The following is a 13,738-nucleotide window of genomic DNA, read 5'->3' on the forward strand; positions in this document are numbered from 1 at the left end:
GACACTAGCTGATGGCCAGCACCCGTATCGCGTTTGCAGCTGCGGCCGTCCGGTTTTCCACGCCCATTTTCCGAAAAACCTGTTCCAGGTGTTTGTTCACCGTGCGTGGGCTCATGTCCAGAATCTGACCGATTTCCCGATTGGTTTTGCCGTTGGCAATCCACAACAGCACATCGGATTCTCTGAGTGTGAGTTCAAAGGCCTCTCGTAGTGCAGTCGCCGAACTGTGCGGGTTCTGGGGTGTTTTAATCCTCAGCAGGTATTCTCTCTCATCAATCAGCGCCAGGAACTCGATGGAACGCGGAGTATCCGCAAGCCGGATGGGGAGGGCATGCCCCGGTTCCGGTTGGCGAGTAAGCCAGACTTCAATCTGTTTTCGCAGGGACTCCTGTTCCGGGTCTTCGTTCCCCGGCAGTATTCGGTAAACCTGGGGCGTTCCCCAGAGCAATTCACCGCTGGCATTGACGGAAAACAGATTCTGGCCGGCCCGGTCCAGTGCTGAGCGAGCACTTCGTGTCATGCGTGCGTTCGCCAGATGCACTTGCATACGGGCCAGCAATTCGGTGGTATTGATGGGTTTGGTAATGTAGTCGACGCCGCCGGAACCAAGCCCCATCACTACGTGTTCGGTATCGCTGAGACCGGTCATGAACACGATCGGAATGTCGGCGAATGCCGGATTTTCCTTCAGCCTGCGACAGGTCTCAAAGCCGTCCATGTGGGGCATCAGGGCGTCCATAAGAACGATGTCTGGCACGATGTTCTGACTGATGGTAAGTGCCTGCCCACCCTCCAACGCTACGAGAACCGTCATGCCTGCTTCCTCCAGGGCGTCACTGATCATCCGGATCGAATCGACGGCATCATCCACGACCATGACCACGGTTTTTTTCTGTTCAGGAAGATTCATGTTCGGGTACCTCAAGTAGCGCGAGAATTTTCTCAAACTGAAATTCGTTAGTGAGTTTCGTCAGTTCGGTTGTGAAATGGCTGTCGGCTTTGCCGCTGTGTTTAAGCTCGTTCAAAGCCTCAAGCAGCCCCTTGCGGTGACCGATTCGGGCCAGCGACATCAGAGCCTGGCATTCCTCGAATCCTGGTAACGTCAGTTCAGCTTGCACCGGAGGCTCAAGTGCAGCGAGTGGGTCCGGGCTGGGTTTGAAGCGCCACTCTATGTTGAGCACTTTGCCGATCGTATCCAGCAGCAGATTCAGGCGAACCGGCTTGATGATGTAGCCGTTATGCAGGTGGGGCGAACCCGGTGAGTGCTGGCCTTCGTTGGCGTCGGCGGAGATCATGATGACTGGCATGTGGTGTTGGGCATCTCTGAGTTGTTGGAGGATCTCCCAACCGTTAAGCCCAGGCATGGATACATCAAGCAGGATCAGATCCGGCCGGTCGCTGCTGACCTGATGTGAGACCAACAGAGAATTCCCCATGTCGCCAACTTCAAACCCAAGGGGCGACAGCATGGCTCGAATGACCTGGCGGTGGGAAAGGTCATCATCAACGATAAGAACTTTACGCCGGGTGCCGTGGTAGCCATAGATCCGACGGGCAGGTGCGGTTATGGAGCGGGGGGTAACGTCATGCAGGCTGGATAGCATCAGGCTGACCTTGAAGGTGCTGCCTTTTCCGGGGGTGCTGGTAACCGATATGTCTCCTCCCATGATTTCGGTCAGCAATCGGGTAATGGTCAGCCCCAACCCTGTTCCGATCCGGCTCTGCCCCGCGGACCGAACCCGCTCGAACGGACGGAAAATCCGTTCGATGTCGGCTTCGGCAATGCCTTCACCTGTATCCTGCACGGTGAACTCTGCCACCTGGCTCCGATAGCGGAGTGTCAGGCACACTCGGCCGTGATCCGTGTATTTGATGGCATTCGACAGCAGATTGATCAGGATCTGGCGGAGACGTTTCTCATCGGCGGTTACCCGCTCAGGAAGTGGCAACGGGCAATGGTATTCAAAGGCCAGTCCTTTTTCCTCGGCCTGCAAACGGAACATTGTGACCAACTGCTCCATCAGAACTTCAATCCGCACCTGGTCCCGGTGCAAGTCCAGGCGGCCGGCCTCGATTTTGGAGATATCCAGCAGACCCTCGATCAGATCGGCAAGGTGTTCGCCGTTACGGTGGATCACACCCAGTGCCTCCTTGCGGTGGGCGGGGATGTCTTCATCGTTCGCCATCAGTTGGGCGTAACCCAGAATGGCATTGAGCGGAGAGCGCAACTCATGGCTGATGCCCGTGAGGTAACGGCTTTTCGCCAGGTTGGCCGCATCGGCCTGTTCCTTGGCCTGCTGCAGAGCCTGATCGGTTTTCTCGTGCGCGACAATTTCTTCGGTCAGCAATCGGGTTTGGCGCCGGGATTCCTCCTCTGCGACCACCCGGCTCTCGTGGGCCAGAACGAACAGCCAACAAATCACACCGGTCACGATGACCAGAATGAAAAAGACCTTCCAGAGCGTTACCGACAGCAGGATGCCTTCCGCGCTCGTCGCGACTGGGGTCTTGAAATAGATCAGAGATAGCAGCAGGCCCGACAAGCCGTTGATCAATAGCAACAAACTCAGAAAATGACCGAGGCGTGATCGCAGGCGGACCAGCAGGTAATCGGGAACGAATTTGCCCAGGAACAGCTGAAGCTGTTCCTTATAGCCCCCGCCGGGTTTGCAGACATCGTCGCATCGTGCGTCGAGTGAGCAACACAGGGAACAGATGGTGCCCGCGTAAGCGGGGCAGTGGGTTACGTCTTCCGGCTCAAAGCCGTGCTCGCAGATGCTGCACTGCACCAGCTGGTGATCGGTAGCGATCGGTGTGAATGGGCGCGCGGTATAGAAACGGCCGCCGGTTCGCCAGGCAATAACCGGGGCCATGACCAGGGCGACCGCCAGGGCGATGAAATGCGAGAGTGCCTGGGCATAAAGGCCAATCGCGCCGGAGTGGCAGACAACACCTACCAGGGAGGCGGTGATCATCGCCCCGACACCCACCGGATTGATATCGTAAAGGTGTGCCCGTTTGAACTCGATGTGGGCGGGGCTTAGCCCAAGCGGTTTGTTGATCGCCAGATCGGCCACCAGAGCACCTACCCAGGCAATGGCGACGATGCCGTAGAACCCCAGCGTCTCTTCCAGTGCCCGGTACACCCCCAGTTCCATCACCAGCAGCGCGATAGCCACATTGAACACCAGCCAGACCACGCGGCCGGGGTGGCTGTGGGTGAGCCGGGAGAAGAAATTCGACCAGGCAATGGAGCCGGCGTAGGCGTTGGTTACGTTGATCTTGATCTGACACAGAATGACGAAAATACCCGCGAACGCCAGGGAGATTTCCGGGGAATGGGTCACGTAACTGAACGCGACCAGGTACATGTGGGTAGGATCGGCGGCTTCGCCGGCGGGAATGCCCTGATTCAGTGCCAATACGGCCAAAAAAGAGCCTGCCAGGATTTTTATCATCCCGATCACAACCCAGCCAGGACCTCCGGCCATCACCGCTATCCACCAGCGGCGTTTATCCTTTGGCGTCTGGGGCTCGGGAATAAAACGCAGGAAATCAACCTGCTCGCCAATCTGGGCAATCAGCGAGAAAACCACGGCGGCGGCAGCGCCAAACATGAGCACATTAAAACCCTGACCTTCCGATACACCGACACCGCCAAACTGGGTCCAGTCACTGACCGATGACGCATCGGCATAAATGATGAAAACAAAGGGCAACAGTTGCAGCACGATAAAGGCGGGCTGAGTCCAGACCTGGAACCGGCTGATGGTAGTTATGCCATGGGTAACCAAAGGAATGATCACCACCGAACAGATCAGGTAGCCCAGCACCAGAGGAATGCCGAATAGCATTTTCAGGGCCATGGCCATAATGGCCGCTTCGATGGCAAAAAAGATGAAGGTGAAGCTGGCGTAGATCAACGAGGTAATGGTGGAGCCAATGTAGCCGAAGCCGGCGCCACGGGTGAGCAGGTCTATGTCGACGCCATATCGGGCTGCGTAGTAGCTGATGGGTATGGCGGTCAGAAAGATCACCAGGCTGACCGCCAGGATGGCCGCAACGGCATTGTCGAAGCCGTAGTGCAGTGTAATGGCACCGCCGATCGCTTCCATGGCCAGAAAGGATATGGCACCCAGGGCGGTATGACTGACCCTGGCAGCCGACCAGCGGCGGGCGCTCTTGGCGGTGAAGCGAAGCGCGTAGTCCTCCAGGGTCTGGTTGGCAACCCACTGGTTGTAACGTCGCCGGACCCGAAAAATATTCTGTCTTGCGGCCATAGTGCCTTGCCTTCTGGTACAGAGCGCGACTTTTTGGTGCAACTACCGGGTTGGCAGCACCGTTTTTGACAGCTGAAACAAGATCCATGCCATGTGATGGTGCGGATAAGGAATCGCGCCTGACATTATTGCTTTCGTATTCGCGTATTAGCCTGCTGAGCCCGTGACAGGAATGCGTCAAATGACGTAGGCCGCTGGGGTGATTGCCGAATGGGCTCTGTGTCAGTGCCTGAGCAGAATGTGTGTCGTGGGCGCTGTGCTTCGTTTGTTGAAGTGCGGTACCGGCATACCAACACTGCGAGGAATAACCATGGGCACGACAGATTCAACCGCCAACGGGCGGTCATTCGGCAAGGGAACCGGGCTTCGCAAGAAGCTCATGACGCTGGCAGCATCCATGATGCTGGCTACATCGGCACAGGCGGCCACACCCCCCACCTCCGAGGTGAATACCACCGGGCTTGCGGTGACAGACGACACCGTCAAGGTTGGCATACTGCACTCCATCACCGGCACCATGGCGATCAGTGAAATCGGTTCAGTACAGGCCGAGAAACTGGCCATTGAACAGATCAACGCCTCCGGCGGTGTGCTGGGCCGGCAGATCGAGTTCGTGCAGGAAGACGGCGCCAGTGACTGGCCCACCTTCGCGGAGAAAGCCCGCAAGCTGCTGCGCCAGGACAATGTCGCGGCCATTTTTGGTGCCTGGACCTCCGCTTCCCGGAAAGCCATCCTGCCGGTAATCGAACAGTTCAATGGCATGCTGTACTACCCCACGTTCTACGAGGGCCTGGAGCAATCACCGAACGTGATCTACACCGGGCAGGAAGCCACTCAGCAAATCCTGGCCAGTATCGATTGGGCGGTTGAAGAGAAGGGCGCCAAAACCTTCTACCTGCTGGGTTCGGACTACATCTGGCCCCGCACCTCCAACAAAATCGCTCGCAAACACATCGACAAGCTGGGATTGAAGGTAGTCGGCGAGGAGTATTACCCGCTGGGTCATACCCAGTTCAACTCGGTCATCAACAAGATCAAGTTGCGTAAGCCCGATGTTATTTTTGCGTCGGTTGTGGGCGGCTCCAACGTTGCCTTCTACAAGCAGATGAAAGCCGCTGGTATTGATTTCACCAAGGAAAGCCCGCTGTTGCTGACCATCTCTGTAACCGAAGACGAAATCCGGGGCATCGGTGGTGAAAACGTGGAGGGCATCTATGCCTCCATGAAGTACTTCCAGAGCCTGGATAACCCCAACAACCAGGAATTTGTGGCCGCGTTCAAAGAAGCCTGGGGTGATGACATGGTCATCGGTGATGTTACCCAGGCTGCCTACCTTGGCCCCTGGCTGTGGAAGATGGCGGTCGAGAAGGCCGGCTCTTTCGATGTCGACAAAGTGCGTGAAGCCTCACCGGGCATTGAGTTCACCAAAGCCCCTGAAGGTTATGTCCGCATCCACGAAAACCATCACCTCTGGTCCAAGACCCGTATCGGCAACGCCCAGCGCAATGGCCAGTACAAAGTGGTCTACGAAACAGAAGACCTGATGGAGCCAGATCCTTTCCCGGAAGGTTACCAGTAAGCACGGCTGGCCGGTGCCAAGGGGCGCCGGCCGCCGGTTTTCCAAACGGTTGGGTGCGTTATCTCTAGGGAGTAAGGGTCATGTTTGATGGCTACACCACCAGTGAATTGATGTCGATATTTGCCATGCAGGGGTTCGCCGGGCTGTCCCTGTTCTCAGTGTTCGTGCTGATGGCACTCGGCCTGGCGATCATATTTGGTCAGATGGGGGTGATCAATATGGCCCACGGGGAATTCATGATCCTCGGTGCCTATACCACCTACCTGACCTCCAGTGCGTTTCAGAGTTATCTGCCGGGTCTGTTCGGGGGCTATTTTTTCGTCGCCATGCTCTTCGCCTTTCTGGTGTGCGCGGCGCTGGGGGCCTTTATCGAATGGGCCATGGTCAGGCATCTGTACAGGCGGCCGCTGGATACGCTGTTGGCGACCTGGGGCCTGAGCCTGATTCTCCAGCAAGCCTACCGCACGATTTTCGGAGCCCGGGAAGTGGGGGTCACGCTGCCAGACTGGATGATGGGATCAATCCAGGTCACCGACATGGTTGATCTGCCCATCAACGGGCTGTTTGTGATGATCATCGCGCTGTCCATCGCCATAGCCGTTTACTTCCTGATGTACCGGTCCGGTTGGGGCAAAAAAGTCCGGGCGGTGGTGCAGAACCGTCCCATGGCCGAAGCGGTGGGCATCAACAGTGCCGGTGTCGACAGGGCCACGTTTGCCCTGGGCTGCGGGATTGCCGGCATTGCCGGCGCGGCCTTCACCATGATCGGCTCCACTGGCCCATCGTCCGGCCAGGCCTACATCGTGGACACCTTCCTGGTGGTGGTCTTTGGCGGTGCACAGAGCCTGATTGGCACCATTGTATCTGCGTTCGGCATCTCCCAGGCCCAGTCCACCCTCGAGTTCTTCCTGAGTGGTTCGATGGCCAAGGTACTCACGCTTCTGGTGGTTGTCGGCATTCTCATGCTGCGCCCGGAAGGACTCATGGCCCTGAAGATTCGTCGCTAGGAGACCGTCATGAAAGACTCACCCGTTGTTAAATGGTTTACCTCCCGAGAGGGGTTGTACTACCTGGCGTTGGCGCTGTTACTGGTGGTTGTTTTGCCGGTCATGCTCGATGCCTTCCGATTGAATATGGTCGGCAAGTACCTGACCTACGCCTTTGTGGCCATTGGCCTGGTGATGTGTTGGGGTAAAGCAGGCATTCTCAGCCTGGGACAGGGCGTTTTTTTCGGGCTTGGCGGCTACTGCATGGCGATGTACCTCAAGCTTGAGGCCTCAACGCCGGAAGCAACGGCCATACAGTCAACGCCCGGCATCCCGGACTTCATGGACTGGAACCAGATTACCGCTTTGCCCTGGTTCTGGGAGCCGTTCAACAGTTTTGCCTTCACCCTGATTGCCGTGATTGGAGTGCCGGTTTTACTGGCCTTCATTATTGGCGTTGCCATGTTTACCCGACGTGTGGGTGGCGTCTACTTTGCCATCATCACCCAGGCCATCGCCGCCATCCTGACCATTCTAATTATTGGTCAGCAGGGTTACACCGGCGGCATCAACGGCATCACCGACCTGAGAACCCTGATGGGTTGGGACATCCGTACCGATGAAGCGAAAACCGCACTCTATTTCGTAACGGTTGCGCTGTTGTTCGTCTGCCTGTTCTCTGCCCGCCTGATCCAGAAGCGCAAACTCGGGCGCATCCTGGTGGCGATGAATACCCAGGAGACACGTGTTCGGTTTTCCGGCTACGACGTGGCCGCGTTCAAGATCTTCGTGTTCTGCCTGGCTGCGGCTTTTGCCGGCATCGGCGGCGCGCTGTTTACCTTGAGCGTCGGCTTCATGTCGCCCTCGTTCATCGGCATCGTGGCTTCGATCGAGATGGTGATCTTCTGCGCCCTGGGTGGCCGTCTTTCCATCCTTGGAGCCGTCTACGGTGCGCTACTGGTCAACGCCGCCAAGAGTGGGTTTTCCGAATCCTTTCCGGAACTGTGGCCCTTTGCCATGGGTGCGCTGTTTATTGGCGTTGTTCTGGCCTTCCCCAATGGTCTTGCAGGCTTGTACCAGACTTACGTGATGCCTCTGGAGGAGCGTTTGTTCAGGCGCAAGCCAAAGACCGATGGTAGCCAGAAAGCCAAGGCAACAGCGCCGGCCCAAACCCCTGGGGAACGGGGCAAGAAATACGACCCGCTCATTGACCAGTTCAGCCCGGAGAAATCCTGATGAAAGCAGCCAAAAGCAAAAGTAAGGACTTCTTGTTGGCGGTAGAGGGACTGACCGTATCGTTCGACGGCTTTAAAGCGGTAGACGACCTGTCCTTCTACCTGGACCCAAACGAAATCCGGGTGATCATCGGCCCCAATGGCGCCGGAAAAACCACGGTGCTGGACCTGATCTGCGGGAAAACCCGGGCCACGTCAGGCTCCATTCGCTTCCAGGGGCGGGAGCTGACAAAGATGAAAGAGCACCAGATTGTGCATTCTGGGGTTGGGCGTAAATTCCAGACCCCCTCGGTGTTCGAGGACCTCACCGTGTTCGAGAATCTCGAAGTGTCTTATCCGCAGGGCCACTCGGTGATGGGCGCCCTGGCGTTCAAGCGGGATCTTGCGGTGGTGGAGGAAATTGAAGCGGTTGCCCGGACCATTTTTCTTGAAGACATGCTTGAGCAGCCGGCGTCTCTGCTCAGTCATGGTCAGAAGCAGTGGCTTGAAATCGGCATGCTGCTGATTCAGAAGCCGAAGCTGATCATGTTGGATGAACCCGTAGCGGGCATGTCGGTGGTGGAGCGCAAGAAAACTGCCGAATTACTGAAAGTGATTACCCATGAACACACGGTTCTGGTGATCGAACACGATATGCAGTTTGTGGGTGACATTGCTGACCGGGTAACGGTGATGCACCAGGGCAAGGTGTTGTCGGAGGGGTCCATCGAGCACGTGAAGTCGGACCCGAAAGTCATCGAAGTCTATCTGGGGCACTGATCATGCTGAGCGTCAAACAACATTCGGTAGCCTATGGCCAGAGCAGCATCATCCAGGACCTGAACCTGGAGGTGGGCAAGCAGGAAATCGTGGCGGTGGTTGGCCGCAACGGTATGGGTAAAACCACCCTGATGAAATCCCTGGTGGGCATGACTCCAAGCCGCGGTGGCCAGGTCACTCTGGATGGCACGGACCTGTCGAACCTGAAGAGCTTCCAGCGGGTGAGGGCCGGCATCGGGTTTGTGCCCCAGGGGCGAATGATTTTCCCGACCCTGACGGTGAAGGAAAACATCGAGACAGGCCTGGCCGCGGTGGGCGAGAAGAAGATCCCGGAAGACCTTTATGAGCTGTTTCCGGTGCTGAAGGAAATGCAGCACCGCCGGGGCGGCAACCTCTCGGGTGGGCAGCAGCAACAACTGGCCATTGCCCGCGCCCTGGCGACCCGGCCCAAGGTGTTATTGCTCGACGAGCCGACCGAGGGTATCCAGCCCAACATCATCAAGGACATTGCCAAGACCCTGCGGCGGATTCGCGACGAGCGGGGCTTGTCGATTGTGGTGTCGGAGCAGGTGTTGAGCTTTGTGATGGATGCGGCAGACCGGATTCTGGTGATCGAGAAGGGAGAGATCGTGCACGAGGAGCTTCGGGAAGAGGCCGATCAGGAGAAAATTGCCAGTTACCTGGCTGTTTAATTAAGAAACAATCGCTTAGGAGTTAACGATGAGACACGGTGATATTTCCAGCAGTAACGATACCGTCGGTGTGGCGGTGGTGAACTACAAGATGCCCCGGCTGCATACCAAGGCCGAGGTGCTGGACAACGCTCGCAAGATCGCGGACATGATCAAGGGTATGAAGGTGGGGCTGCCGGGCATGGACCTGGTGGTGTTTCCGGAATACAGCACCATGGGAATCATGTACGACAATGACGAGATGATGGAAACCGCCGCCACCATTCCCGGAGACGAGACGGCGATTTTCTCGGCGGCCTGCCGGGAGGCGAATACCTGGGGGGTGTTCTCCCTGACCGGCGAGCGCCATGAAGATCATCCCAACAAGGCGCCCTACAACACCCTGGTGCTGATCAACAATGAGGGTGAGATTGTCCAGAAATACCGCAAGTGCATTCCCTGGTGCCCGATAGAGGGCTGGTACCCCGGCGACACCACCTACGTGACCGAGGGGCCGAAGGGGATGAAGATCAGCCTGATCATCTGCGACGACGGCAACTACCCGGAGATCTGGCGCGACTGCGCCATGAAGGGGGCGGAGCTGATTGTGCGGTGCCAGGGTTACATGTATCCGGCCAAGGAACAGCAGATCATGATGGCCAAGAGCATGGCCTGGGCCAACAACTGTTACGTGGCGGTGGCTAATGCCTCCGGCTTCGACGGGGTGTATTCGTACTTCGGGCACTCCGCCATCATCGGCTTTGATGGTCGTACCCTGGGTGAATGTGGTGAGGAGGACATGGGAGTGCAGTACGCCCAGTTGTCTGTCAGCCAGATCCGTGACGCCCGCGCCAACGACCAGTCCCAGAACCACCTGTTCAAACTGCTGCACCGGGGCTACACCGGCGTCCACAACTCAGGTGACGGCGATAAGGGCGTGGCCGATTGCCCGTTCGAGTTCTATCGCACCTGGGTGATGGACGCCCAGAAAGCCCAGGAAAACGTCGAGGCCATGACCCGAAAAACCGTGGGCACGGCGGAGTGCCCGGTGGGTGAACTGCCGTTCGATGGCAAGGAAAAAACTGCAGGGGCCTGAGCCCGGGAGACCGCGATGCCGTTTATTAATGAGCGGCTGGAAGCCAACCGGGAAACACTGGCAAGGAACCGGGCCGACTCAGGCCCGGTTCGTGTTTCCCGGTTCCGCTTTGAGCCGGATGCCGTGATGGCGAGCCTTCGGGCTAATATTGTCGGTCAGGAGCAGGCCCTGACAGCCATGGAATCCATGTTGGTTCGGGTAAAAGCCGACATCGGTGAAGAGAACCGTCCGCTGGCGGTTCACTTGTTTCTGGGGCCGACCGGTGTGGGCAAGACTGAAACCGTTCGGCTGATTGCCGAGGCCATTCATGGCAGCCGCGATGCCCTGTGCCGAATCGACATGAACACCCTGGCCCAGGAGCACTACGCGGCGGCGTTGACCGGCGCGCCGCCCGGTTATGTGGGCAGCAAGGAAGGCCACAGCCTGTTTGATCTTGAGAAGGTTCAGGGATCGTTCAGCAAACCGGGCATCGTCTTGTTCGACGAACTTGAAAAGGCCAGCAAGGAGGTCACCCGGACCCTGCTCAATGTGCTCGATACCGGCCGGCTGGTGTTCCCCTCCGGCAACCGGGAAATCGACTTCCGCAACACGCTGATCTTTATGACCAGCAACGCCGGAGCCCTGGAAGCGGAAGCGCACCATCACCGCTATCAGCGAGGCTGGCGCCGCTGGCTGGGGCTGGAGCCGGGCCCGCAGGAGAACATTCGGGACAAGGCCCTGCGCCGCCATTTCGACCCGGAGTTCCTGAACCGGATTGACCAGATTCTTACGTCCAACCCCCTGACAGACCAGTGGCTGTATGCCCTTTTGGACATCGAACTGGCCGGCTTGAACAAGCGCCTGGCCCGCAAACAGGCCTCGCTGGATTTGTCGGTGGAGCTGCGCAGTGTGTTGTGCCGCGATTACGACAGCCGCTATGGCGCCCGCGAGATGCTACGGGCGTTCCGCCAGAAACTGGAGCCGGCGCTGGCCCGTGCGTTGCTGGCGCATCCTGAGCATTCCTCATTTCTGGCCGAGCTCAAGGGGCAGGAGATAGTGGTGCGCCAATACGTCGAATGACGTAGGTGCCGGGGGTAATTCGCGAATACCGCGCCGGTGGCGTATCGCGGATAGTGGAACGGTCAGCGCAGGCGCCGTCGGGCACTGCGTTCCCAAACTTAGACGCCGAACGCCAAGAACCAAGGAGCGACCGCTATGGCCGAAACACTCATCAAGATCGATTTGAGCAAGTCCGCGTACGAGAACGAGAACATACACAACCGCTGGCATCCGGACATTCCTATGGCGGCGATGGTCAAGCCCGGGGACGACTTCATCCTCGAGTGTTACGACTGGACCGGTGGCCAGATCAAGAACGACGACAGCGCCGACGACGTGCGCGATGTGGATCTGACCCAGGTTCACTTCCTGTCTGGCCCGGTGGGCGTGGAGGGCGCAGAACCCGGCGACCTGCTGGAAGTGGACATCCTCGACATTGGTGCCTTCAAGGACAGCCAGTGGGGCTTCAACGGTTTCTTCTCCAAGAAGAACGGCGGCGGCTTTCTGACCGAGCACTTTCCGGAGGCCCAGAAATCCATCTGGGACTTCAACGGCATGTTCACCAAATCCCGCCACATCCCCAACGTTGAATTTGCCGGCATGATCCACCCGGGCCTGATCGGCTGTCTGCCGTCCAAGGAAATGCTGGCGGAGTGGAACAAGCGCGAGAAAGAACTGTACGACACCGAGCCGGATCGGGTGCCCGGCCTGGCGAACCTGCCCTACGCCGATACCGCCCACTTGGGCAAGCTGGCGGGTGATGCCGCTAAAGAGGCGGCGCTGGAAGCCGCCCGCACTGTACCGCCCCGGGAACACGGTGGTAACTGCGACATCAAGGACTTGTCCCGTGGTTCCAAGGTGTATTTCCCGGTCTATGTAAAGGGGGCAGGCCTGTCGGTGGGCGACCTGCACTTCAGCCAGGGCGACGGCGAGATCACCTTCTGCGGCGCCATCGAAATGGCCGGCTGGATTCACCTGCGGGTGAACCTGATCAAGGACGGTATGGCCAAATACGGCATCAAGAACCCGGTCTTCAAACCCAGCAGCATCAAGCCGCGCTACGAGGACTATGTGATCTTCGAGGGCATCTCGGTGGATGAAGAGGGCCAGCAGCACTACCTGGACGTGCACGTGGCCTACCGCCAGGCCTGCCTCAACGCCATCAACTACCTGACGAAGTTCGGTTACACCCCGGCTCAGGGCTACGCGTTGCTTGGCTGTGCGCCGGTGGAAGGCCACATCAGTGGCGTGGTGGATGTGCCCAACGCCTGCGCCACCCTGTGGTTGCCGACCGAGATCTTCGACTTCGACATCAACCCCACGGCGGAAGGACCGACCAGGAAGGTCACGCCGGGCACCGACGTACCCCTTTCACCGGACAAGGAGTAAGCCATGCCACTGTACGACTACAAATGCCGGGAACACGGGCTGTTCCAGGAACTGGGGGCCATGGCCGAAGCCGGTAACCCGGCCCATTGCCCCACCTGCAAGGCGCTGTCACCCCGGGTGATTGTGCTGCCGCCGGAGCTCCTGGCCATGGACCCGGCCCGCCGCAACGCGGAGGCGCGGAATGAGAAGGCGAGGCACGAGCCCATCATCTCCACCGCCGACCAGCGGGCCCGGGACGCCGAGCACCGCAAGAGTTGTGGCTGCAAGAAAAAGTCGGACGGTAAACACATGCTGTTCTACACCGCCGACGGCAAGAAGATGTTCCCGTCTATGCGGCCCTGGATGATCAGCCACTGACCATTGCTTTCACGTGTTTGGCCCCCTTGAGGGGCCTTTTTTATGTGGACCTGTCCATCAGGTATTGTCTTGTTTGTAATACCCCTATATAGTGACCAAATCCTTGGTTAACTACCATATATTGTGATCAAACTCTGATCATTTTGATCGCAGGGTAGTCGGGAATCCGGTGAGAATCCGGAACTGACGCGCAGCGGTATTGGGGAACGAGCGTGGCAAGATGACACTGGCGCAAGTCGGGAAGTCGCCACGTTAGGCAGAGCTGAAAGGTTCACGCCCCTGAGTCCGAAGACCTGCCAGGGATCAGAAGCCCCCCATGGGTTTCTGGACTGCACCTTCGCGATTCAA

At 58.2% G+C, this 13,738-nt stretch carries 11 protein-coding genes and 1 riboswitch; of the genes, 9 read left to right on the plus strand and 2 right to left on the minus strand.

The genetic code is table 11. The features are described from left to right. Nucleotides 1–4 precede the first annotated feature (4 nt). Complete coding sequence (locus ASQ50_RS11020; RefSeq protein ID WP_058090888.1) at nucleotides 5–910, minus strand: response regulator; 906 nt, start codon at nucleotides 908–910, stop codon at nucleotides 5–7. After that, nucleotides 897–4,280 carry an ATP-binding protein gene (locus tag ASQ50_RS11025; protein WP_058090887.1) on the minus strand — a complete coding sequence of 1,128 codons (3,384 nt, stop codon included), beginning with the start codon at nucleotides 4,278–4,280 and terminating at the stop codon, nucleotides 897–899. The genes ASQ50_RS11020 and ASQ50_RS11025 overlap by 14 nt, the downstream gene beginning before the upstream one ends. A 310-nt stretch (nucleotides 4,281–4,590) precedes the next feature. On the opposite strand from ASQ50_RS11025, the gene urtA reads away from it, so the two are divergent. The 9 genes from urtA (at nucleotide 4,591) to ASQ50_RS11070 (ending at nucleotide 13,390) form a co-directional block, all read left to right on the plus strand. After that, complete coding sequence (urtA, locus tag ASQ50_RS11030) at nucleotides 4,591–5,859, plus strand: urea ABC transporter substrate-binding protein (protein ID WP_058090886.1); 1,269 nt, start codon at nucleotides 4,591–4,593, stop codon at nucleotides 5,857–5,859. 80 nt (nucleotides 5,860–5,939) lie between these two features. After that, nucleotides 5,940–6,866, plus strand: coding sequence for an urea ABC transporter permease subunit UrtB (urtB, locus tag ASQ50_RS11035; RefSeq protein WP_058090885.1), 927 nt, complete (start codon nucleotides 5,940–5,942; stop codon nucleotides 6,864–6,866). Between the two features lie 9 nt (nucleotides 6,867–6,875). Beyond that, complete coding sequence (urtC, locus tag ASQ50_RS11040; RefSeq protein WP_058090884.1) at nucleotides 6,876–8,081, plus strand: urea ABC transporter permease subunit UrtC; 1,206 nt, start codon at nucleotides 6,876–6,878, stop codon at nucleotides 8,079–8,081. Then, nucleotides 8,081–8,839, plus strand: coding sequence for an urea ABC transporter ATP-binding protein UrtD (gene urtD / locus ASQ50_RS11045; RefSeq protein ID WP_068351485.1), 759 nt, complete (start codon nucleotides 8,081–8,083; stop codon nucleotides 8,837–8,839). Before urtC ends, urtD begins: the two co-directional genes overlap by 1 nt. Nucleotides 8,840–8,841: 2 nt before the next feature. Continuing rightward, nucleotides 8,842–9,531, plus strand: a complete 690-nt coding sequence (gene urtE, locus ASQ50_RS11050; RefSeq protein ID WP_058090882.1) for an urea ABC transporter ATP-binding subunit UrtE — start codon at nucleotides 8,842–8,844, stop codon at nucleotides 9,529–9,531. 28 nt (nucleotides 9,532–9,559) lie between these two features. After that, complete coding sequence (locus ASQ50_RS11055; RefSeq protein WP_014423120.1) at nucleotides 9,560–10,606, plus strand: aliphatic amidase; 1,047 nt, start codon at nucleotides 9,560–9,562, stop codon at nucleotides 10,604–10,606. Nucleotides 10,607–10,621: 15 nt separating this feature from the next. Continuing rightward, nucleotides 10,622–11,665 carry an AAA family ATPase gene (locus tag ASQ50_RS11060; protein ID WP_058090881.1) on the plus strand — a complete coding sequence of 348 codons (1,044 nt, stop codon included), beginning with the start codon at nucleotides 10,622–10,624 and terminating at the stop codon, nucleotides 11,663–11,665. A gap of 135 nt (nucleotides 11,666–11,800) precedes the next feature. Then, nucleotides 11,801–13,033, plus strand: a complete 1,233-nt coding sequence (fmdA, locus tag ASQ50_RS11065; protein WP_058090880.1) for a formamidase — start codon at nucleotides 11,801–11,803, stop codon at nucleotides 13,031–13,033. Nucleotides 13,034–13,036: 3 nt separating this feature from the next. Further along, a complete protein-coding gene (locus ASQ50_RS11070) occupies nucleotides 13,037–13,390 on the plus strand; it encodes a zinc ribbon domain-containing protein (protein WP_058090879.1) in 354 nt (117 codons plus the stop codon). A 118-nt stretch (nucleotides 13,391–13,508) separates the two neighbouring features. Beyond that, nucleotides 13,509–13,706: riboswitch (cobalamin riboswitch) on the plus strand. Nucleotides 13,707–13,738 lie beyond the last annotated feature (32 nt).

Origin of the sequence: Marinobacter sp. LQ44 (assembly GCF_001447155.2) — a bacterium.
Taxonomy (GTDB): Bacteria; Pseudomonadota; Gammaproteobacteria; order Pseudomonadales; family Oleiphilaceae; genus Marinobacter.

Coding starts and splice junctions, on each gene's coding strand:
- ASQ50_RS11020 (WP_058090888.1), bottom strand. CDS start 910: ATGAATCTTCCTGAACAGAAAAAAACCGTGGTCATGGTCGTGGATGAT.
- ASQ50_RS11025 (WP_058090887.1), bottom strand. CDS start 4,280: ATGGCCGCAAGACAGAATATTTTTCGGGTCCGGCGACGTTACAACCAG.
- urtA (WP_058090886.1), top strand. CDS start 4,591: ATGGGCACGACAGATTCAACCGCCAACGGGCGGTCATTCGGCAAGGGA.
- urtB (WP_058090885.1), top strand. CDS start 5,940: ATGTTTGATGGCTACACCACCAGTGAATTGATGTCGATATTTGCCATG.
- urtC (WP_058090884.1), top strand. CDS start 6,876: ATGAAAGACTCACCCGTTGTTAAATGGTTTACCTCCCGAGAGGGGTTG.
- urtD (WP_068351485.1), top strand. CDS start 8,081: ATGAAAGCAGCCAAAAGCAAAAGTAAGGACTTCTTGTTGGCGGTAGAG.
- urtE (WP_058090882.1), top strand. CDS start 8,842: ATGCTGAGCGTCAAACAACATTCGGTAGCCTATGGCCAGAGCAGCATC.
- ASQ50_RS11055 (WP_014423120.1), top strand. CDS start 9,560: ATGAGACACGGTGATATTTCCAGCAGTAACGATACCGTCGGTGTGGCG.
- ASQ50_RS11060 (WP_058090881.1), top strand. CDS start 10,622: ATGCCGTTTATTAATGAGCGGCTGGAAGCCAACCGGGAAACACTGGCA.
- fmdA (WP_058090880.1), top strand. CDS start 11,801: ATGGCCGAAACACTCATCAAGATCGATTTGAGCAAGTCCGCGTACGAG.
- ASQ50_RS11070 (WP_058090879.1), top strand. CDS start 13,037: ATGCCACTGTACGACTACAAATGCCGGGAACACGGGCTGTTCCAGGAA.